Origin of the sequence: Streptomyces sp. CB01635 (assembly GCF_002803065.1) — a bacterium.
In the GTDB taxonomy this organism is placed as follows: domain Bacteria; phylum Actinomycetota; class Actinomycetes; order Streptomycetales; family Streptomycetaceae; genus Streptomyces.
On the sequence record NZ_NNBL01000048.1, the window covers coordinates 14358 to 35885 of the forward strand.

The following is a 21528-nucleotide window of genomic DNA, read 5'->3' on the forward strand; positions in this document are numbered from 1 at the left end:
CTCCTCCGGTCTTACCCGCCGGACGTCCGCCGACCGGGATGCCGATCCTGTGGGCGCTGGCGAACCCGAAACTCGACGAACGCGAAGTGCTCCAGGCCATGCTCGACGTCGATGAAGACCTGGTCGCCGACCGGCCCGGACTGCTGATCATCGCGGACAAGGGCTTCGCCTCCAAGGAGTTCGAGAATGACCTGGTCATGTGTGGGGCCGAACTGCTGCGGCCCTCGTTCAAGCGGGAGAAGAAGCGCAAGGGCGAGGGCCCGCTCAAGTCGGTGCGGCAGCTGATCGAGTCCGTGAACGACACCCTCAAGGGACAGTTGGACCTGGAGCAGCACGGCGGACGGACCTTCGAGGGCGTCGCCGTCCGTGTCGCCCAGCGCATCCTCGCCATGGCCGCCGCTCTGACGCAACCACAAGACCGGCGCCCCGAGCACGCGGTCGCTGGTCGCAGCCACGCCGAACTGCAGCGCACTCTCGACCGCCTGGGCACCAACCTCCTCACCGCGTCCCCCGGCCGGACCTTCACCGGCGGCGAGGCCAAACTCCCCGAGCGTTCCATCGACATGGCGGGCCGGATCGCCCCGGTCGAGTCCGCAACCGGCACCGGCAAGGTGACGGCGTACGTCTATCGCAACGACCACATCCCGGCCGCCGAGACCGGCAGCATCAACGTCAAGGCCGCCCGCCTCGACCTCCTGGACACCGTCGGCGGCTCTCTCGCCCGCGGCAACTGGCTCAACGCCGCCACCGCCAAGTACCCGGCCGTCGTACTCGGCAGCGGCGCCGCCGACCGCCTGGGTATCGGGGAAGTCGGCCCGGACATCCGGGTCTGGCTCGGCGGTCAGTGGTTCAGCGTGGTCGGCATCCTCGACGAGGCGCTCCTGGCACCCGAGCTGAACGACAGCGCGCTCGTCGGCTGGGACGCCGCCAAGCGGTACCTGGGCTTCGACGGACACCCCACGACAATCTACGTCCGCACTGCAGACAGCGCGGTCACGTCCGTACGCGACGTCCTCGCCGCCAAGGGCGCCACCGACAAAGCCTTTACGGGCCTGATGCTCGGCCTCGGGGGGGTTGCGCTCCTTGTCGGCGGGGTCGGCGTGGCCAACACCATGGTCATCTCCGTCCTGGAACGGCGCGCCGAGATCGGCCCGCGCCGCGCCCTCGGCGCACGGCGAGGCGACATCCGCACCCAATTCCTCGCGGAATCCCAGCTGTTGGCAGGACTCGGCGGGATCGCCGGAGTCGTCATCGGGGTGGACGTCACCACCGCGTACGCCGTCGCGCAGGGCTGGCCGGCAGTCGTCCCGGCCTGGGCGATGGCGGGCGGCCTGCTCGCCACCCTCGCCATCGGGGCCCTGGCCGGCCTGTACCCCGCCGTACGGGCGTCCCGGCTGCCCCCGACGGAGGCGCTGTCCGGGGCCTGCTCCCAGGCGGGCACGTCCAAGGTCTGGATGCCCGATCGCGTCGTGCCCGTCCCAATCCGGAGCTGCTCGATGATCCTGCTCAATACGAACGGAGGCCCGCGTGCCGCAGCACGAGCTGCGGCACGCGGTGGGTCATGATTGTGCACGCGAACGCGCCCCTCACCCCGGAAGGGCGTCTCCGGTTGTGGCTACGCGTCGACGCTGGACGCCCCATCGCGCACATCGGGGCGGAAGCCGGGATCTCACGTCGCTGCCTGGCGAAGTGGTATGCCCGATGGCGGACACACGGCGAGGACGGCCTGCTCGACCACTCCTCCCGACCGTCTGCCAGCCCTACGCGCACCAGCGAGGGCATCGCCGACCTGGTGGAAGCGCTGCGGCGGCAGATCAAGTACGGGCCTGCCCGGCTCGCCCAGAACTTGAGCGGCTGCACGTCGTCACCGTGGCGCCGGCCACCGCATCCTCGTGTGTCGCGGCCTAAACGGACTGCGCTCCCTCGACCTGCGGGGCGCACCCTTCTCGTCGAGGGCATCGCGGGAGGCGTGGGAGGCGTGGGGAGCGCGGCAGTCGAGATCGCTGTAGCACAAGGTGCCACCGTGATAGGGACAGCCAGTGAACGCAACCCCCCCACCTCTCTCGGCGCCGTTCCCACCACCTACGGCCCCGGCCTCGCACAGCGCCTCACCGCTCTCGCTCCGCACTGCGTCGACCTGACACTCGACACTGCGGCTCCGGCTCGCTGGTCGACCTCGTCGCGATCACGGGCGAGCCGACGCGCGTCGCGACGGTCGCCGACCAAGCAGGCGGGTGGTGCCTGGGCACCCTCCACTGCCTTTGGTCGATGCCTCGGCGAGGTCGGCACGGGGTGTGTCGGTGGGGGTCGGGAGGGCGCGGCCGCCGGGGGCGAGGGCGCTCTCCTCGGCGAGTCGCTCCGTGCTGGTGGTCCTCTTGAGTGGCTTCTCTTCGATGAACAGGACGGCGATCAGTGCCAGCAGGGCGAACGGGGTGGCCCAGAAGAAGAGTTCGGCGGTGGCGATGCCGTAGGCGTTCTCCACGAGCGCGCGCAAGGGCGCGGGCGGGGTCATCACGTCAGGGACACCGTGCCCGGCTCCACCTCCCGGCGTGTCACCTCCCGCCGTGCGGCCGGCGGCCAGTTCGGTGGCGACGCGGTGGGCGAGGACCGCCCCGAGGACGCTGGTGCCCACGGTCCCGCCCATGCTGCGCGAGAAGGACAGGACGGAGGTCGCGCTGCCCAGAGTGTCGGCAGGCACGTCGTTCTGCGCGGCAAGGACCAGGTTCTGCGTCAGCATGCCGACGCCGGTCCCCAGGACGGCCATGTAGACGCTCAGCAGAACGAAGGGCGTGTGGGATCCGATGGTGGACAGCAGGGCGAGGCCGGCGGTCATGAGGACGGTGCCTGCCACGAGGTACCGCTTCCACCTGCCGGTCGCGCTGATCCGGTGTCCGGCGAACGTGGAGGCGGCGAGCGATCCCAGGATCAGCGGCAGACTCATCAGACCGGCGGTCGTGGGCGACTTGCCCATGGCCACCTGGAAGAACTGCGAGAGGAAGACGGTGCCGCCGAAGAGGCCGACACCGACCAGCAGGGAGGCCAGGCTGGTCAGCGCCACGGTGCGGTTGCGGAAGATGCTCAGCGGGATGATCGGCTCGGCGGCCCGGGACTCGACCCGGACGGCCGCCGCCAGCAGCAGCGTTCCGCCACCGACCAGGGCGGCCGTCTGCCAGGAGAACCAGTCGAACATGCTGCCCGCCATCGAGACCCAGATGAGCAGCGCGCTGACACCGGCGACGATCAGGAGGGCACCGAGCCAGTCGATCTTCACCTCGCGGCGGACGTGCGGAAGGTGCAGTGTGCGCTGCAGCAGCGCGATGGCAAGGAGTGCGAAGGGCACACCGATGAAGAAGCACCACCGCCAGCCGAGCCAGGAGGTGTCCACCAGGAGGCCGCCGATCAGCGGGCCGGCCACGGTGGCGCCGGAGAAGACGGCGCCGAAGACGCCGGAGTACCTGCCCAGCTTCCGCGGGGGGATGACGGCCGCCATCACGACCTGCGTCAGTGCCGTGAGTCCGCCGGCCCCCACGCCCTGCACCACCCGGCTGAAGATCAGCATGCCGACACCTTGGGAGAACCCGGCCACGAGCGAGCCGACCACGAACAGGCCCAGCGATGTCTGGAGGAGCAGCTTTTTGCTGTAGAGGTCGGACAGCTTGCCCCACAACGGAACGGTGGCCGTCATGGCCAGCAGCTCCGCGATGATGACCCAGGTGTACGAGGATTGGCTCGCCCCCAACTGGGCGGTGATCCGGGGCAGCGCATTGGCCACCACGGTTCCAGCGAGGATGGCGACGAACAATCCGCCCACCAGCCCGGAAACCGCCTGAAGCACCTGCCGGGGCGGCATCGTCACCGCTTCCGGCCTCTTCTCAGGGGAAACTTCGCTAGCCACTGACTCTTCCAATCAAGGAGAACAGGCGGCGTACTCATGGGCACAGATCGCCACCTGACGGCGATGCACCGAAGGACCGCAAACGAGGGCGGCATCCGAACCGGTGCGGGTGGATCCACCTGCCACCGGGCCGGGCCTGTGTCACACCACGCGAACAGCGCGGGCGGCCGGATCAGACAAAATGCCGAGCGTGAAACTTAATTGACAGTTTTTCTTGCGACCTGACGGTGTCGTCGCGTACGGACATCAGGTCGTAGTCGCGTCCCCCATGGCGCCTCCCGTGGCGCTGCGAACCGCCTGGGCCAGGAGCCGGTGCGCGTGTGCGAATTGCCGCACGTCGGCACCGCCGAGCAGGGCATCGCCGATCGTCTCGTTGATGATCCGTAGGGCGCCCGAGGCGGCCGCCGCGTACACCTGCACTCTGATGTCGTCGGCCGGGAGGTCAAGTCGACCGGCGATGCTCCCGGCCAGTTCGCGTTCCACCTGGTCACAAGCCATTAGCCAGGCCGTGCGGAGTGCGGGCTCCCTGTTGCTGAGCGCGATCATCTTCATCGCGAGCGCGTCGTCGGCGCGCTCCGCCCTGTGGGCGTCGCGGGCATGCCTGCTCATCTCGTCGGCGAGATGGTCATCGAGGGAGAGTTCGGGTTTCCAGCGTCGCAGGGCGGCCACCTCCCATTCGACGCCATGCAAGATGATCGGTTCGGCGCAGCTCTCCTTGCTCCGGAAGTGGCGCCAGATGGTGCGCGTCGACAGGCCCGCTGCTTCGCCGATCTGGTCGCCGCTGGTCGCGGCAACGCCCTGCTCCCAGAAGAGACGCGACGCCTCTCGAGAGATCTCCAACCGGATACGGCAGCGCCGTTGCTCGCTCGTCCCAGGTCCGACGCGATTGCTCACCTGCATGGGTTCACCTCGTCATTCATACATGGGACAACGCCACTCAGACGTCGTTCAGTTGGTGGGGCGGCGGTATCCGACGAGGGCTGCGCCTATGCCGACGAAGGCCAGGAAGTGCTGGGCCTTGCGCTCGCGGCGACGGTGCGGGCGTCGGCAGCCCATAAGAATCGACGGCCGAATTGGCCGTGGTCGCTCCGCGGTGCGGACGCGTGTGCCGGACGGGCCGTGTGGCCCGTCTGGCACGGACGGGGAGCGGAGAGGGCGTCGGTCAGTTGCTCTTGGCGGGCAGCAGCCCCACGCCCTTCAGCCTCTTGTCGGAGGCCCGGGCGGCCCAGGCGACGGCCAGGAAGCCGACGGCGAGGAGCGGGTAGCCCATGGCGATCTTGGCGAAGCCCAGGGAGCCTACCTCGTCGGCCTGGTAGAGGTACTGCTGGACGGCGAACCGGGCGCCGAAGATGGCGGCCAGCACCAGGGTGGCGATGTCGTAGTAGAACCGCGAACGCTTGTCCGCCCGCCAGACGGTGCCCTTGCCGGTCGTCGAGTTCCAGATCAGGCCGGCCAGGGGCCAGCGCAGCACCACGGAGAGGATGAAGGCGACGGCGCCGGCCAGGCTCAGCCAGATGCCGATGAGGAAGAAGTCCTTGGCGGATCCCGTGTACCAGGAGATGCCGGCGGCGATCGCCACGCCGAACATGCCGCCGAGCGCGGGCTGGATCGACTCCTTGCGTATCAGCCGCTGCACCGCGATGCCCAAGGCGACGAGCAGGGCGGCGAGGATGCCCACCTTGAGTCCCCTGGCGTTGTTGGCGACGACGAACACCACGGCGGGCAGCGCCGAGTAGATGACCCCCTTGGTGCCGCCCGCCTGTTCGAGCGCCGACTTCTTCTTCCGTTGGTCTGCCGCCTGCATGTCGGTCGCCGCCTCCTGGGGACTGGTGGTCTGCATGGTGATCAGCTCTTCCGGGTTCGTCTTGGGGGCGAAATTCTGCGTCACTAAGTGACATCTTGGCATCAAGTGACGAACGAAGCCACCTCGCGCGACGTGACCTGAGTCACGCCTCGGCGAAACCCCCGCTCAGCGAGTCGCCCGTCATCACGTGGCGATCAGGGTCCGTACGACGGTGCGGCGACCGCTGTCGCGCGGCTGGCGGAGAAGGGCGCGGGCGGCACCTGTCCCGCGCCCGCCGTCTCGCTCAGTTCGTCGCCCGGACGCCTTGGACGGCTGGGGTGAAGACGCGCGGACGTAAGGGACGGGTGTTGACGGCATTGATGCTGATCGGACCCTCGGGAGGTGTCCCGCATCGCGCAGTGAAGGGATCGAACAGCGCGCTGCCGCCGAATCAAACCTCAGGTTGACCGGCTCCCGCGCGGCGCGCCGACCAGCTCGTGGTCGGATGAGTGGCGTTCGAGCCGTGGCTGATGGGCCTGGCACGGTGCTGCCACGCTCCGCCGCTCGCTGTCCGAAGCCTTCCTGGCGGGGCGTCGGTGCGGGGCGATCAGCTCGCTCCGTGTGGGAGAGCCGGATTTCGACGTGCTTTTCACACGTGGGCAGACCAGGCGATGTCGGCATCGTCTGAATCAGGGAGGAGTGGTCCGATGGCTCGAACCCCCGATGCCGCTCCGCTCACGCGAGCCCTCGACGGCGTCGAAGCTGACCCGCGCACCCTCTCCGGGTGAGACCGGCCCCGTCGCGGGTCACGATCATTACCGCGAGCCGGTGTCCGAGTGGTCCGGTCGAGGCTGGGTGGACTCGTCCACGATCACGTGGGTCCGGTGCAAAACGTCGAGCTGCGCCGGGTTGTACAGCTCACGCAGGACCGTCTCCATGGTCTCTCGAACGAATTTCTCCCCCCTCGGGGCGTCCGTGTACAGATCGGGCAGGTCCGGGTGGTTCTGCCGCAGCCGGCGCAGGAAGGGCACCATCCGCTCCACGAGGTCTTGGCGGATGTGCTCGCCTGCGTCAGCGGGCAGTTCGCCGAACTCCCGATTGATTGGGTGAGCAGGCAGAGTGCGCACCAGTGCACCGTAGGCTTGCAGCTGATCCCCGTTCATCAACCGGGTCATGACCAGCAGGAGCGAGCGGTCGGTCTCGGACAGGGCCGTTGCTTCGCCGGGCGTGAGTTCCGCAGGCAGGTCGGCCGGGGCACGCAGGTCGATCAGTGCCGCGAGTTCGAGCCGGGCCCGCTGCAGCCGTTCGATGGTCGCGGCCAGCTCAGCGTCGAGCGTGCGCAGTGCCTGCCCGGGGTGCTCACCCTCGTCCACCGTCTCCGCGATCTGGTTCAGCGAGAACCCGAGATCGACCAGACGCTTGACCCGCAGCAGGCGGACCAGGTGCGGCACGCCGTACTGCTTGTAGCCGTTGGCGCGACGCTCGGGCTCCGCCAGCAGCCCGACCTCGTGGTAGTGCCGTACCGCCCGCAGGCTGGTGCCGGCAAGCTCGGCGATCTCCCGAGTACTCCAGCTCATGGTTCTCAGCCAACACGGTGCCGCTACGGCACAGTCAAGTCCTCCCCCGGCCGCTCACGATCGGCATCGCGATCGGGCCCGGCTGGTGCTGTTCGGCTTCCGGCTCGCGGCAGCTGGGCCAGTGCGCGGTCGCGCGAGTTCCGGTTCACACTCCGGGGTCAAAGTCCCGTGCCTGTTCATAACCGAGTTCCAACAGGGCGGCACGGAGCTTTGCTGCTGCTTCAGCCAAAGCTGACTGATCCTCCTCCTGCTTGGCCTTGCTGAAATCAAAGTCGGACATGTCCCAGACCGGCGCGACATGTATATGCAAATGCGGCACCTCAAAGCCTGCGATGACGAGGCCGGCACGCGGAGCGTTCCAAGCCCGCTGCACCCCTTGCCCAATGGCCTGGGCTACCTCGAAGCAACGCGCCAGAAGGGTCCCGTCAGCGTCCGTCCACCGGTCGACCTCACGCCGCGGCACAACAAGAGTGTGACCAGGCCGCAACGGAGCGATGGACAGAAAAGCGACGATTTCCGGATCCTGCCAGACGAAGCGTCCGGGCAGCTCGCCGACGATAATGCGCGAAAATACAGTAGTCATACGTGAAATTGTCCTCAGAGACGTCAGGCCGCGGACGGCGAATCGGGCAACGACGGCCAGAGATGCGCCCACGGCCGCGCCCGCTCCAACTGCGCAGCCAGTGCCAGCAGCTCGGGCTCCGAACCCGGACGCCCCACGAACTGGACGCCGAGCGGCAGCCCACTCGACGTCCGGTAGAGCGGCACCGACGACGCCGGGCGCCCGGTCACGTTCGCCAGCTGGGTGAAGGGCGCGGGCTCAAGGTTCGCGACGGCCAGTTTCTCGACGAGGTTCATCCGGCCCAGCACACCGCCGATCCGGGCAGCCAGCAGCCCCCGTGCGGCGAGCCGGACCGGCAAGGCGAGATCGAACTCGCCGATCGGCCAAGCCGGCCGGGCCATGGTCGGGGTGAGCAGCATGTCGTAGCGCTCGTGGAACGCGGCCAGCGCCCGGGTGTGCTGGTGCCAGCGGGACTGCGAGGCCAAATACTCCGGCGCCGAAAGGCTCCGGCCGATCGCAGCCATCATCCGGGTCTCGATCTCGAAGTCGTCCTCGGCGCAGCCGGTGAACTCCCGTGCGGCCGTGACCTCGGCGGCAACCATCGCGAACCAGGTCGTGAGGAAGTCGGCGGCCAGGCGCTGCCCGTCGATGGCCGGGGCGGATTCCTCCACGACGTGTCCGAGTCCGGTGAGCAACTCCCCCGCGTCCCGAACCGCGGCGGCGACCTGCGGATCAACCGGTCCGCCAAGCGGGGACACCGTGGTCAGCCCGATCCGCAGCGGGCGTGGGTCGTCGACGACGGCGTCGGCGTACGGACGCTCCGCCGGAGCCGCCCGGTACGGGCCCTCCGGTGCGGAGCCAGCCAGGACGTCGAGCATCGCGGCGGAGTCACGGACCGTTCGCGACAGCACGCCCTGCACCGCGGCGCCATGGAAGACCTCGTCGACCTCCGGCCCGGACGGGACGACGCCCCGGCCCGGCTTGAGCCCGAACAGCCCGCAGGCCGCAGCCGGAATCCGGATGGAGCCCCCGCCGTCGTTCCCGCCCGCGACCGGGACGACTCCGGCCGCGACGGCCGCCGCGGACCCGCCGGAGCTGCCACCGGGCGTCCGCGACGGATCCCAGGGGTTGCGGGTAGGGCCCCCCGCGACCGGCTCGGTTATCGCGCGAGCACCGAACTCGGGGGTCGCGGTCCGGCCGAACACGACCAGACCGGCGTCGAGCCAACGCTGTACCACCGTGGACGTCTCCCGGCGCGGGAAGCGTGCCAGCGATCGATTCCCACTGCCGGTCGGAACCCCGGCGAGGTGCTGGCCCAAGTCTTTGATCAGGAACGGCACGCCGGCGAACGGGCCTGCCAGAGGACTGCGAGCGCGGCCACGGGCATCGTCGTCGAGTCGGTGGCGGATCGCGTTGATCGTCGGCTCGACGGCGTCGGCACGGGCAATCGCCGCCTCGAGCACTTCAACCGGGCTCACCGCCCCGGACTTCACCAGTTCGGCCAGCCCGACGGCGTCGTGCTCCCGGTACTCATCCCAAGTGATACCCATACGAGTACTCCCATCAGAGCGATAAGGGGCCCGGTCCGCGGCATGTCCAACGTCACACCTCGGTCATCGGCGTCCCGGCCACGACCTCGCGCAGGTCTCGGCCAACCGGTCACGACCGCGTCAGACACTGCGTAGCGATGTTGATCAGCCCTAATCTGAGTCAACACTCTGCCGCGACGGCACACTCAAGCTCATGGATACCGGGATCACACCACGCTGAGTTCTGGACGCAGCACCGGGCGCGGGCACGCGATGAAGCTCAGGCTGACCGGAGGCAGAAGGGGCGTCCGGCTGCCGGGCCGGCGTAGTCCCGTCCGCCTTCTTGCGATGCCGAGTTGACGCCGTCAGTGGGCTGCGGCTGACGCGCGCCATTTCGCGCGGTCTGGCCTTCCCGACCCCGACCTGGCGCCTGACCCTCACCGTCGTCCGCGACGTACTCGCGCAGGTCCTCGGACATCGGCGTCCGACGACCCGCACCCGCGCCACATCGACGGCCGCGACCTCTAAGGAAAGTCGGCGGCGAACTGAGCGAGACGGCTGGCGCGGGACAGGTCGACAGCGATCGCCGAACCGCCGCACGGACCGTGATCGCCATACCTGATGACGAGCGACTCGCTGGGCGGGGGTTTCGCCGCCATGTGACTCAGGTCATGTCGGGTGAGGCAGCTTCATTCGCCACTTGATGCCTAAATGGCACCAAGTGACGAACGTCTGGTCCCCAGGCCACCCGGGAGGAGCTGATCACCCTGCAGCCACAACTCCCCAGCCTCACCATGACGACATCACGGAGCCCTTTTCAAGCTGGCGGTGCTGACCGCGAGTTGGACTGCCCTGCGCAACGATAAAGCTCCTGGTAGACGGGTTCTCGACCAAGATCACCCGTGCCCGCCAGGAGCTTCGCGTGCTTGTCTACCCGTCCTCGATTGATCTGTTCCAGCCGCACCCTGCGGTTCCTGACCGGACAACTGACAGTCAGGCGGCGAGAGATCGGGACGCGGTGGCGCCTTTCCGCCGCACGCCAGGCCCTGCTCGCCCTGGCCCACCTGAGGTGCGGTGACACTTACGCTCAGCTCGCTGCCGGGTTCGGCATCGGGATCGCGACCGTGTACCGCTACATACGTGAAGCCGTCGAGGCTCTGTCCGCCCTCGCCCCGTCCCTGGACGAGGCGATCCGGGCGAAGGCGTTCGTCATCCTCGACGGCACCCTGCTGCCGATCGACCGCATCGCCGCCGACATCCCGTACTACTCCGGGAAACACAAACGCTACGGAATGAGCGTTCAGGTCCTCACCGATCTGTTCGGACGGCTGCTCTGGGCCTCGCCGGCTCTGCCCGGCTCGACTCACGACCTGACCGCCGCGCGACAGCACGGCATGATCGAATCCCTCGCCGATGCGGGGCTCAAGTGCTGGGCGGACAGTGATGATGGTTGATGGCGTATCAAGGAGCCGGCGGATCTGTCCGGGTACCGTTTCGAGGCGGCCGCATCAAGCGATGGAAGCGCCGCCACAACACCACCCACGCCAGGATCCGCTGTCTCGGCGAGCGGGCCATGGCCACCCTCAAGACATCCGATGCAGTTGATCTGTCAAGCGGCTGCGGGTAGGGCGGCTGTATCGGGGGGTGGGAATGCGGTGGTTTCGTCGTAGGGCACTCGCCTGGTGAGGCAGTGGTGGAGGCAGCCGAGCAGTCGGTTGAAGAGGTGGCGTTGGGCGGCGGTGTGGCGGTCTCCCGCTTCTCGTCGGCGGTCGTAGTGGGCTCGGGCTCCAGGTGAGGACAGGGCGGAGAAGGCCCAGACGTAACCGACGGCGGCAAGTCGCTGGTTCTTGACCCGGCGGGCCATGACGACGAGGCTCTTTCCGGACGCCCGGGTGACCGGTGCGGCCCCGGCGAAGGCTTTGAGCCCTTTTGCGTCGGTGAAGCGGGATCGGTCGTCGCCGATCTCGGCGAGCACCCGGGCGCCGGTGAGTGAGCCCAGCCCTGGCAAGCTGGTGATGATCTCGGCGTCCGGGTGCGTATCAAAAGACTCCACCGCCGCGGTGGTGAGGTCATCGGCGCTGGTGCATGCGGCTTCGAGTTGCCGCAGCAGCGCGAGTGCCTGGAGGCCCATAGCCTGCTCGACCTGGGCTAATTGCCGCATCTGGGGAAGCCGGAACGCATCATGGAGCCGGTCTGCCTCGGCGTCAATGCCGCGCTGGCGGCCGGCCTTCTTCAGTAGTGACCGCAGCTGGGCGCGGGTGAGCTTGGCGGCGTGGGCCGGGGTGGGGGCGGCGGCCAGGACGACGCGCGCGACGGGTAAGCACAGTCCTTCGCGGGTGTGCTGGAAGGCGGCGAGGAAGCCGGGGAAGTACTCGCGCAGGTGCGAGCGGAGCTTGTTGCCGGCCTGGGTCCTGTTCCAGACGGCGTCCTGCTGGGCGCGGGCCAAGACGGCGATGGCCTGGGCGAGTTCGCTGTCGTTGGGCAGTGGCCGATGGGCGGCCCGGTCGGTGCGGCGGATGTTCGCCAGGACCATGGCGTCAAGGTGGTCGGACTTCTTGCGGGCGACCGCGTGACGGTCGCGGTAGCGGGAGGCCGCCATCGGGTTGATGGCATAGACCGGGCGCCTGGTGGCACGAAGGCAGGCAACCAGCAGCCCGCGGGACGTCTCGATGGCCACGGGGATCGGGGAGTCCTCGCTGTCGCCATGATCCGTCAGGAGAACAAGCAGTTGTTGCAGGCCGGCTGTGTCGTCGCTGATGCGGGCCCGGGCAACCAGGGCTCCGTCGTGGTCGACCAGGGCGACGTCGTGGTGGTCGCTGGCCCAGTCGATGCCGCAGGACACTCTCATGGTGCTGTTCGGTTCCGCTCGGTCGGGATTGCTGCTGGTCGCAGCCGCGCGGGGGCACGCGTCTCCCTAATGGAAGGGCTCGGTGGCCCTGCATCCGATTAGCCGTTCGTGACCCCAGCTGTCCGCAGGGCCCTCGGTCTGTGGAAGAGCTCGGCGGCTCCCGGTTCAGTCAGAGGTGGTCCCTGCGAACGGCTCGAACCACGGGCTTCAACGATCTGATCGTCAGACTGGATACGCCGCGGTGGCAGTGGACGGGACCGGGGGCCGACTCTTGTCCGAGGGCTCGAAGTCCAAGGGGTGTGTTACCCCCCTCCCGGAGCCGACCCCCACCACCGCAGCGGATGCTGCTCTGATCAACCTCTGGGCACAGGATCGGATCCGTCTGCAACCGGGGCTCGGAGCCCGGGGTTCGTATAGATCTCGATCCTGTGCCCGCGGCGGCAGCCGTAGAGCAACTGCCGTACACAGAACCGGATCAGCCTTGAGAAGGGGCTTGACGCCCTGGGCTGGCGAAGACCTCGATCCTGCGGCCGCTTCGGTGCCCATTAGGGCTGGCGCCTCCTGCGAAAGCTCCGCTGCAGCACCAACAGGATCACCGACATCGTGAAGGCCGTCCTCGTCCTTCACCACGCATCAGCGTGAGGTTGGAAAACGCTCATTGGCGAGCTGACCTGGCTCGAGTCTTGATCGCGAGGATGACGTCGTTCTTGGCGTCGGCGTAGTCGTTCATGTCGTTCCACTGCTGGCTGAGCAGACCTCGTTTGACACTCTCGTACAGGGCGCGATCATCTGCATGGGTGCGCAAGTGGTCACGGAAGAGAAGGTACTCGTGCACCGCTGCGTCCCCTCGTTCATATACGTGCACGTGAACGTCGCGAGTCGGCGTACGCACAAGCCGATGTCCTGGCTCGCGAACCCGCAGTTCGTAACCTGCGGCCAACAGCCCGTCGAGGTAGTCCTCCTCTGCTGTGATGTCGGCCACCGCGACGACGATGTCAACAATCGGTTTGGCGGCAAGGCCTGGAACCGAAGTCGATCCAATGTGCTCGACATCGACGTCCACTGCCGCCAACGCATCAAGGATCCGACGCCGGTGATGCAGGTAGACCTCCGCCCACCGGGCGTCATAGCTGCCAAGGCCGACCTCGAGCGCTTCTGGACCACCGATGATCTCGACCGTCGTGACGTCCGGCCGACGAGGCTTGCTGCTGTTCATCACCAACACATCCTCTATGTCTTGCGCCAGTTCACCACCTCGATCGACGGGGCTGCGGTTGGCGGCTTCGTCGAGCCTCGCCGTCGTCACGCGGGCTCGGCGGATCGGGACCTGCGTCGCGCCGAGAGCGGCGACACGTTCCTGCTCGACCCGGGAAAGGTCGATTCTACCTCTGATCTTGGCCAGTGCTCCGCCGTTTACGGCGGGGGTGAAGGCCATCTCAGAGCTGCTCTGACCCGCGCGGTTCGCACGGGTCTGCGGTGTTGTTCTCAGCCGATGGGGCGTTGCTGGTTCTCGATGTACTGCTTGACGACGGTCAGCGGCGCCCCGCCGCAGGATCCGGCGAAGTAGGAGCCGGACCAGAAGTGTCCGCCCCACAGGTAACGGCGCACGTGTGCGCTGTGTTCCTGGCGGAGCCTGCGGGAGGACACGCCCTTGAGGGAGTTGACCAGTTTGGAGAGCTGGACCTTGGGCGGGTAGTGCACAAGCAGGTGGACGTGATCCTGTTCGCCGTTGAACTGCTTCAGGTCGGCTTCGAAGTCCGCGCAGACCTCGCGCATGATCTCCTCAGTGCGCGTCAGCATGGCGTCGGTGAATGCCTTGCGCCGGTACTTGGTAACAAAAACCAAGTGGACATGCAGGTTGTAGACGACGTGGCGCCCGGTGCGCACGTCAGGATTCGGGTTCCATCGTGGTGACATAAGCCAACCGCAGTAGGCTGATCGTCATGAGCGAACTCGTGTGGGAGAAGCGGCAGTTCGGGCATCGCGCCCGGCTGGCGCTGACGCCTGCGGACACTTTGTCGGCGCCGGGGCTAACGATGTCGGCGTCCCTGCTGTGAGTGCCGTACACAAGAACCCGATCTGCGAGCGGTCCCTGAGTCTGCCGTCGCTATCCCGGGTCCTCGCTCGAGCGGCTCTCGGCAGACAACGCTTGCAATGAAGTCTGGCCTGAGTTACGTTTTCGGGCTGACCATTTCAGCCCGGCTGTCGAGGTGCCCGGCAAGGTGGGCAAGACCCGCCGCATGTTAGCGGCGAAGCCCGCGCCGCGGGCTCTACATAATCTGGAGCCAGTAGTGACCGACACCGGCAGCATCTCCGACGGGTTCCACACTTTCGACGAGCTGTACGAATTCAGGCTGCTCTACCACGCACACGCAGTCCGGGCGTGGCTGGCCGCCAGGTACCCCGTCGTCCGCTCATGGAAGCACCACGACGGTGAACCATGCTTCGGAGGCGGCTGGTTCATAGTCATGGCCCAACTCCCCACGGGGCAGGTCAGCAATCACTACCGAGCCAATAGCTGGTCGTTGTTCGGTGACGTGCCCGAGGTAGAGACGGCGCCCGTGTGGGACGGGCACAGCACCACCGACGTAGCCCGCCGGCTGCGCACCCTCCTCAGTGGGGATGGATCTACGAGCGTGGCGAGTTGACGCTGCGCCGATACGGCAGTCCACTTTCGACATGAGTCGCGGAGGGCATCCCCGGCGCCGACCTCCCACGCGAGCGCCGCGCCCACCTCTTCACCACGGACCATCAGCGAGAAGCAGGCCGGCCTGCGCACCGAAGCGGTCGCCACGCTCCTCAGAGCAGAGGAAGAAGCCCCCGAAGAAGTCCTGTGCCGCCCCAGGACCAAGAAACTCGTGGAGGGCCTACGCCTGTTACTGAGGTTTTCAGGGTGAGGTCGGTGGAGCGATGGTCAGGCCGGTGGTGGTGAGGCAGCCGTCGATCAGACGGGGTCGTAGCTGGATCCTTCGTAACTCGCGACGGAGTGTGCGGTCGAGGTCGTCGGGTGCGTTGAAGGCGGTGTTGGCCGTTGCTCTGCGCACGAGTGACCAGATGGCTTCGACGGGGTTGAGGTCGGGTGCATAGGGCGGGAGGCGGATGGTGGTGAGCCACTCGTGTTCGGCCTCGTACCGCTTCAGGCCAGCTGCCAGGTGAGTGTTGAGATTGTCCCAGACCACCACGATCGGCCCGCCGAGCTGGATGTGGGCCCGGACGAGCAGGTCCCGGTAGTCCTTCCAGGAGAAGCTCTTCCGGGCGCCCTTCAGTAACAGGTGGTTGCGGGGCCGGTGGATCAGGCGGCTGTGCTGCCCGGGTTTGTAGCAGCACAGGGCGGCGACCGAGGTCCGTCGGCGGGATCTGCCGCGGACGCGGATGATGGGGGTGTGTCCGCGTCGGCCCCAGGTGCGGGCGCGGGGCGGCGTCATAGAGAACCCGGCTTCGTCCTCGAAGACGATCCAGGCGCCATGGGCCGCCGCGAGGCTTTTACCCGCGGCCACACCTCCTTCTTCCACAGCTCGACGGCGTGCTCGTCACGCTCGAGGGCTCTGCGGGCAGGTGCCTGCCATGACCAGCCGTGCCGCTTCAGCATCCGCCACACCGTCGCCACCGAGAGGCTCACACGCAGACGGCGACGGATCACTGTCTGGACCCGGGCCAGCGTCCACCGCTCATCCTCGAATCCGTGCGCGGCCGGACCTTTCCCCAACTCCTCCTCGAGCACGGCGAACTGGCCGTCGGTGACGGTCGGCACGTTCGCCGGCCCTGCCGAGCGCAAAGCCTCCGTCCCGCCCTCGCGCCAGGCGCGGCGCCAGCGTTCCACCGACCGCACACTCACCCGCAGATCCTTCGCGATCACCGCGGTCTTCTCACCCGCCGCGAACCGCTCGCCGGCCTGAAGCCGGATCTTCTCCCGAAACGCCCGACGCTCAGGGGTCAGGCCCCCACCCTCCGGATAACGCATACAACCGACATACCGCAGGGATCATCAACCGTCACTACCCGACGACAACCCGCAAACCTCAGTAGGCACTGGCTCTCCCGAGAGCCGCTTGCGCGCACTTGCTGATCGCTGTGGACTGCCCCGGTGCCCACACGCACCCGCTACCTCTCGCCTGGCGATGCCCCTCCCGCCCACCGCCTCCTGAGGTTCCCCCGCTACGCGTTAGTGGCAGAGACAGGACNGGCCCTGCCGAGCGCAAAGCCTCCGTCCCGCCCTCGCGCCAGGCGCGGCGCCAGCGTTCCACCGACCGCACACTCACCCGCAGATCCTTCGCGATCACCGCGGTCTTCTCACCCGCCGCGAACCGCTCGCCGGCCTGAAGCCGGATCTTCTCCCGAAACGCCCGACGCTCAGGGGTCAGGCCCCCACCCTCCGGATAACGCATACAACCGACATACCGCAGGGATCATCAACCGTCACTACCCGACGACAACCCGCAAACCTCAGTAGTTACGCCTCCCCTTTTTCCCTCCCCATGGTGGTCATCGACCGCCGGGCGACGTCCTGGCCGGGCTCACCGAGGGGGACAGTCGTGACCGACCACCTGTATCTGCGTCACTCGACCGACAAGCAGACGAATGCCCGTCAGCTGCGCTTGCCGAGCTGTTGAAGGCCGGCGCCCCGAAGTACGAGGACCCTGCGACGTCGTCGCGGGTGTACGCGGTGCGTCGTGCGGGGTTCCGGGAGCTGCTCGACGAGGCGGCGGTCGGCGACACAGTGCGGATCGCGGACGCCGCCAGGCTCTTCCGCTCCACGAAGGACGTCATCGAGATCCGTGAGGTTCTGCAGCGACGTGGTCTGCACCTGCGGATCGCGACCGGCGCATGGTCCGGGTTCGACCTGGCGGCAGACGATCCTCAGACGAAGCTGTTCGTGACGATGCTCGCCGGAGTGCTGGAGTTCCAGCGGGACATGATCAGCGAGAACACTAAGGAGGGCGTCGCAGCCGCCAAGGCTTCCGGCAAGGTCCTCGGTCGTCCGTCCGCACTCAGCGAGGCCGACATCGCCTCAGTGGTGAAGGCATACACCGAGGAAGCCACCGCAGTGAAGGCCCTCGCCCGGCAGCACGGCGTCGACCCCAAGACCATCCGGCGGGTACTCGATCTGGCTGGTGCCCGCGACGTCGTCGACGAGGTGGACCAAGAGCAGACCGAGCGAGGCGAGATCGAGCACCAGGAGCAGGAGCAGAACCCTGTGGTGTCGATCGACATGCCGGTCCTGTCGTGGCGGTCCGTCAGGAAGGCCGTGGATTCGGTCTGGCCGGCGGCGGTTCCGCCTACGCTGGCGGCGCCCGCGGGAAACAGCATCAAAAGCGCTGTGTCAGACGCTTTCAGACCGACTAGGGGCCTCGCCGAGCTCGGTACAGCTCAGATTCAACTGGTCGATGCAACACCTGCCGCGTGACCGTCGGCTGAGGAGTGTGCTGCAGCTGCTCGCCGACATGGGCCTCCAGCAGAGCGGCCCGGCCTGCCCCGGGAGGCAGACGCTGTGCGAGCTGCGCGGCCAAGGACAATTCGAAGGCGGTATCGAATGCCGCGCAGTCTTCCTCGTCGGGCCCGTCCACTTCTTGGTCAGCCCTGTAGGAGCGCAGTAGCGCGGTGCGCTGCTGCGGGTCCGGATCGGCCGTTCTCAACCGGGCACCGACCAGCGCCGCAGGCACGCGCACGAACTCCTGGCTGCTGATCACCACTGTCGCCCCGACACGGAGGCGCCAGGAGCTGATCTGCTGTATGAGCCGCTCCTGCAGCCGGGAGGGGCATTCGTTGACTGCGTCCACAAGCAGCACGATCGGCAGTTGCCGCTGGCGGGCGGCCTCCACCAGGGTCTGCGCGTCATGTGGGCTGAAAGGGGACACGCACTCATCAAGGCTGTCTCCCAGATGCCCCTCATAGACGCTCGCCCGCAGCAGGATCGCCAGCCAGCCCGCATGCAGCAGCCCGAGAGCGGTGTGCGTCAGAGTATGGCTCTTGCCTGCACCCGAAGCGCCGACGACCTGGACGTGACGCCCGGGCCGCAACCACGCCGCCAGCTCCGCCGACGGCACCCGCTCCCCACTGTCCTGGTCCGCCAAGGTCAGCGGAACCAACTCATGTAAATCCCCTCTCAGGTACATGTCCAAGGAAGTCGAATAATTCTCCAGCTCCAGACGATCAGCCGTAGGAGCGCCGTCGGCCTGCTTCTCCTGGTAAGACAGGGGCCGGCAGAACACTTGCATCGTGTTCTCGCCGAAGAACCGCCGCACCAGGTCCGGCAGGGTGAAGAGCATGTCGGACAGCTGCTGCCGACCCCACAGGTCGATCACCAGTTCCTGATGCTGTCCGCGCAGCCGCGCCAACTCCAGATCGACCTTGGTGTCGCGGACATCTGCTGTGGTCACGATCACCAGGCGCCGGGCACCGAAGGGCCGGCAACCGTTGGCGTACGTGAGCACGGCTTTTCGCAGATCGGAGGCGGTAAACCTCTCGTACTTCTTCGCCTGGTACACCGCGGCAGGGCCTGATGCGAAGAACGAGACAACGTCGATCCCATCCTGCGCCTGACCATTGCGCCCAAAGGGTCGGGCTTCTACAGCCTGGTCGACCTGGACCGCCAGCGCTACCACCAGATGCTCCAGTGCCTCCCAGGTCAACTCCTGCATGTGCAGCAGCAAGGGGGCCGTAGTCGTCAACGGGGACGACACTGGTAGCCCTGACTCCGCCCACATGCCACCAGGCCCGAGCCTGACGTCATCCTCATGATTGCTGGCCACCACGTCCCCTGTCCCTAGACAGACGCAATCTTGAAAAGCACTGTCCCACGAGCCCCGGCCGGTCCATGGCGCACAACTGCTATTCACCGCTCCATGGCCACGGCACCACGATGCGGGCGATTCGGCTAGGACTGGAGCGATGCGATCTCTTCGCCAACCTCTGCTGCCTGCACGGTGAGACCGAGCTCTTCAAGCAGGCTCTGAGCACGTCTGAAGTAGGTGACTGCTTGATCTCTTTTGCCTGCGGTGGTGAGTGCCACGCCGATGCCGGACAGCGCCGCGGCTCGGAGTTCGGCAACGTTGGCCTGCTCGCATGCCGTCTCTGCCTGCAGTAGATATTCGATCTGCTGTTGCGGGGTGAGGTTGTCCAGTTGGGCGCAGGTCATCAGGGTTGCTGCCTCGATGAGGGGATTTCCCGCGGCCCGGCTGGCCGTGAGGGCACGTCGGCAGGCGGCGCGTGCATCCTCGGGCTTTCCCCATGCCTGCAGAGCGAAAGCCATCGTGCAGAGGGCGCTCGCTTCGTCGGCGGTGTCGCCGAGCCGCTGGAAAAGGGAGGCGGCACTTTCCGCCGCCGCGCACGCTTCTGCGTAGTCCTCGAGATCCTGATGGGCGAGGGAGAGATTGTTCAGCGCAGCGGCTTGTTCGCGTAGGTCACCTGTGACCCGCTGGATAGCGACGGCCTCTTGATGAGCCCTCAACGCTTCAGCAGGCGTCCCGGACTCCCGCAGGGCCAAGCCGCGCCCATTGGGCACCTTGCCCCGCTCGTTGTCGTTGTCCAGTGAAGTGAACAGCTCAAGTGCCCGATCGTAGGCGCGGAAGGCTTCCTCGTAGCGCGAGGCCTCGCTCAGCGCGATGCCGAGGTTGTTCCACGCCCCGGCTTCGGCAGCGAGTGCTCCCGACTGATGGGCGATGCGGCACGCGGTCTTCGTGACGGAGATCAGGTCGTCGTAGTACCCGCGCCAGGTGAGGTAGTCGTAGAGGGCCACCGGAAGATTGACAGCGATGTCGTGGTGTCCGGCGTCCGCCGCAGCGGCCACGGACCGTGTCAGGTTGGCCCGCTCGTAGTCCAGCCAGGCAAGCGCCTCGTTCCGATCGGCGAAATCGCCTGGAGCAGGCGGTGTTGCCTGCACGCCGAGGCGCGCACACGCAGCGACGGTGGTTGTCGCGTAGTGCTCCAACAGCCGACGGTGTCGGCGGGCCTGTTCCGTCGCAGCCTCCTGACCGGCTTCTTCGGCGGCGGTGTGCTGTGGCGGGTTCGAGATGCTGTGCGCGAGTTCGCTGGCGTAGTCGCGCACGAGGTCGTGCATCGACCAGCGCTGGTTCGCGCAGTCGAGCAGGTGTGCCTGGACAAGACTCCGCAGCACGATGCGCACTGCCGGCAGCGGAAGGTCGGCGAGGACCGCTGCCGCGCCGAGCCCGATGTCGGGGCCGGGATTGAGTGCTATAAGGCGGAAGAGCGCGGCATGATCCGGGGGCAGTCGACGGTAGGAAAGATCGAAGGATGCGCGTACAGCACGTTCGCCGTCGTCCAGGAAGCTGAGTCTGGATTGGGCCGTCGCCAGCTCCGCGTTGAGCTCGGCGATTGTCCGGCAGGGTTCCAGGATCAATAGGGCGGCGCTGATGTGCAGCGCCAACGGCAAGCGACCGCACAGGCTCGCCAGTTCTTCGAGGGCTGTGCCGGCCTCGGTGACGCGCCGGTCGGTTGGATCGGCCGTCAGCAGTGCATGACGAAGAAGCGCCACCGCTGCCTGAGAGCCAAGGACACCAAGGTCGAGGAGCCGCGCGTTCAAGGTCGCCATGGTGTGCCGGGACGTGACCAGGAGCCGGTGCATGCCGTTGCCGGGGAGCAGGAGACGAACCTGGCCGGCGCTCGATGCATTGTCGGCCACGATCAGCAGGCGTCGCCCTTGGCCGGCCAGAGCGGCCAGCTCGGTCCGGTACAGCGCTGCACGCTCCTCAACTGCTTCAGGGACGGCGTCATGGGCGACACCGAGCGCCCGCAGAAACGCCTCGAGGGCCTGACCGCCCTGAACCGGGTTCTCGTCGTACCCATGCAGGTCGATGAAGAGACTGCCGTCGAAGTAGCCGGCTTTAGTCGCGGCTTGCCCTGCCGTGAGGGCAAGTGCCGTTTTGCCCACACCGGCGAGACCCCCGATCGACGCCACCAGCACGGGGGGAAAGGCATCCTGGCCAAGGGCGGCGGCTGCCGGGCCGGATCTGGAGGAGGGGTCTGGACCCGGCTGACGCGAGATGACGGGACGCAAGGCCGACAGGATGCGTGCAACTTCAGTCTCCCTGCCACTCAGCATCGTGGGCGCTGCGGGAAGGGAAGCAAGCACATTGGGCATAGGCGCCAGTTGGTGCATCACGACCGTCACGGGGCTGTAGTCGCCTGTGGTGGCTACGCCAATATCTCGTGTGGCCGCAATGGACCGGGTTCCCGAGGCCATCGCGGCACCATCGGGTGTCCCGGGGCCGTCGTCAGAGCGCGAGCTGTGCGACTCCGGTGCCCTCTCAGGCTTCCTTCTCCACCGGTTCATGCGTGCGCGTCGTCCCCGGTGATCGCCTCGCCGATTTCACCAGCA

General features: G+C 67.4%; 15 protein-coding genes and 5 pseudogenes. 7 read left to right on the plus strand and 13 right to left on the minus strand.

What is annotated here, in order from left to right; all coding sequences use genetic code 11:
- The first annotated feature begins 38 nt into the window (after positions 1-38).
- From CG723_RS44800 to CG723_RS48525, 3 genes and pseudogenes are all read left to right on the plus strand, one after another.
- Entirely contained in the window at positions 39-1565 is a 1527-nt protein-coding gene (locus CG723_RS44800; RefSeq protein WP_199842130.1) for an ABC transporter permease, read from the plus strand.
- Positions 1562-1762 (plus strand): annotated as a pseudogene (locus CG723_RS49485) (helix-turn-helix domain-containing protein); the annotation flags it as partial. The gene CG723_RS44800 and the pseudogene CG723_RS49485, both read left to right, overlap by 4 nt.
- 171 nt (positions 1763-1933) lie before the next feature.
- Positions 1934-2247: pseudogene (locus CG723_RS48525) on the plus strand (NADP-dependent oxidoreductase); the annotation flags it as partial.
- On the opposite strand, the gene CG723_RS44815 reads toward CG723_RS48525, so the two are convergent.
- The 6 genes from CG723_RS44815 to CG723_RS44840 form a co-directional block, all read right to left on the minus strand.
- Entirely contained in the window at positions 2186-3850 is a 1665-nt protein-coding gene (locus tag CG723_RS44815; RefSeq protein WP_100599316.1) for an MDR family MFS transporter, read from the minus strand. The pseudogene CG723_RS48525 and the gene CG723_RS44815 sit on opposite strands and share 62 nt — an antisense overlap.
- A gap of 291 nt (positions 3851-4141) precedes the next feature.
- Complete coding sequence (locus CG723_RS44820) at positions 4142-4735, minus strand: TetR/AcrR family transcriptional regulator (protein WP_234374871.1); 594 nt, start codon at positions 4733-4735, stop codon at positions 4142-4144.
- A 322-nt stretch (positions 4736-5057) separates the two neighbouring features.
- Positions 5058-5735 carry a DUF3159 domain-containing protein gene (locus tag CG723_RS44825; RefSeq protein ID WP_100599347.1) on the minus strand — a complete coding sequence of 226 codons (678 nt, stop codon included), beginning with the start codon at positions 5733-5735 and terminating at the stop codon, positions 5058-5060.
- A 758-nt stretch (positions 5736-6493) separates the two neighbouring features.
- Positions 6494-7255, minus strand: coding sequence for a MerR family transcriptional regulator (locus CG723_RS44830; protein ID WP_100599318.1), 762 nt, complete (start codon positions 7253-7255; stop codon positions 6494-6496).
- 145 nt (positions 7256-7400) lie between these two features.
- Complete coding sequence (locus tag CG723_RS44835; RefSeq protein ID WP_100599319.1) at positions 7401-7838, minus strand: HIT family protein; 438 nt, start codon at positions 7836-7838, stop codon at positions 7401-7403.
- A gap of 23 nt (positions 7839-7861) precedes the next feature.
- Positions 7862-9367 (minus strand): amidase, encoded by a 1506-nt coding sequence (locus CG723_RS44840; RefSeq protein WP_234374872.1) that lies wholly within the window; start codon positions 9365-9367, stop codon positions 7862-7864.
- A gap of 901 nt (positions 9368-10268) precedes the next feature.
- Here CG723_RS44840 and CG723_RS44845 point away from each other — a divergent pair.
- Positions 10269-10937, plus strand: a pseudogene (locus CG723_RS44845) (transposase family protein); the annotation flags it as partial.
- Between the two features lie 18 nt (positions 10938-10955).
- Here CG723_RS44845 and CG723_RS44850 read toward each other — a convergent pair.
- Positions 10956-12194 carry an IS110 family transposase gene (locus CG723_RS44850; RefSeq protein ID WP_100599320.1) on the minus strand — a complete coding sequence of 413 codons (1239 nt, stop codon included), beginning with the start codon at positions 12192-12194 and terminating at the stop codon, positions 10956-10958.
- Positions 12195-12746: 552 nt separating this feature from the next.
- Between CG723_RS44850 and CG723_RS44855 the strand changes: the two are divergent.
- Positions 12747-12836 (plus strand): annotated as a pseudogene (locus CG723_RS44855) (IS5/IS1182 family transposase); the annotation flags it as partial.
- Positions 12837-12849: 13 nt separating this feature from the next.
- On the opposite strand, the gene CG723_RS44860 reads toward CG723_RS44855, so the two are convergent.
- Both CG723_RS44860 and tnpA read right to left on the minus strand, forming a co-directional pair.
- Entirely contained in the window at positions 12850-13413 is a 564-nt protein-coding gene (locus CG723_RS44860) for a GrpB family protein (protein ID WP_100599349.1), read from the minus strand.
- Between the two features lie 266 nt (positions 13414-13679).
- On the minus strand, positions 13680-14111 hold the full coding sequence (gene tnpA / locus CG723_RS44865) for an IS200/IS605 family transposase (RefSeq protein ID WP_100599321.1): 432 nt from the start codon (positions 14109-14111) through the stop codon (positions 13680-13682).
- Positions 14112-14485: 374 nt separating this feature from the next.
- Here tnpA and CG723_RS44870 point away from each other — a divergent pair, with 374 nt between their 5' ends.
- Positions 14486-14842 carry a WDGH domain-containing protein gene (locus CG723_RS44870; protein ID WP_100599322.1) on the plus strand — a complete coding sequence of 119 codons (357 nt, stop codon included), beginning with the start codon at positions 14486-14488 and terminating at the stop codon, positions 14840-14842.
- A gap of 240 nt (positions 14843-15082) precedes the next feature.
- Here CG723_RS44870 and CG723_RS49490 read toward each other — a convergent pair.
- Positions 15083-16155 (minus strand): IS630 family transposase gene (locus CG723_RS49490; RefSeq protein WP_442802647.1). Its coding sequence is split into 2 segments (ribosomal slippage): positions 15083-15706 and positions 15709-16155, totalling 1071 coding nucleotides; the frame shifts between segments, so codons are not numbered across the junction.
- A gap of 217 nt (positions 16156-16372) precedes the next feature.
- Positions 16373-16579, minus strand: a pseudogene (locus CG723_RS49495) (helix-turn-helix domain-containing protein); the annotation flags it as partial.
- Positions 16580-16800: 221 nt separating this feature from the next.
- On the opposite strand from CG723_RS49495, the gene CG723_RS47210 reads away from it, so the two are divergent.
- A complete protein-coding gene (locus tag CG723_RS47210) occupies positions 16801-17598 on the plus strand; it encodes a recombinase family protein (protein ID WP_234374873.1) in 798 nt (265 codons plus the stop codon).
- Here CG723_RS47210 and CG723_RS44900 read toward each other — a convergent pair.
- Both CG723_RS44900 and CG723_RS44905 read right to left on the minus strand, forming a co-directional pair.
- Entirely contained in the window at positions 17534-18844 is a 1311-nt protein-coding gene (locus CG723_RS44900; protein ID WP_159032718.1) for an ATP-binding protein, read from the minus strand. The two genes, CG723_RS47210 and CG723_RS44900, sit on opposite strands and share 65 nt — an antisense overlap.
- Before the next feature lie 224 nt (positions 18845-19068).
- Complete coding sequence (locus CG723_RS44905) at positions 19069-21393, minus strand: tetratricopeptide repeat protein (RefSeq protein ID WP_159032719.1); 2325 nt, start codon at positions 21391-21393, stop codon at positions 19069-19071.
- Positions 21394-21528: the final 135 nt, after the last annotated feature.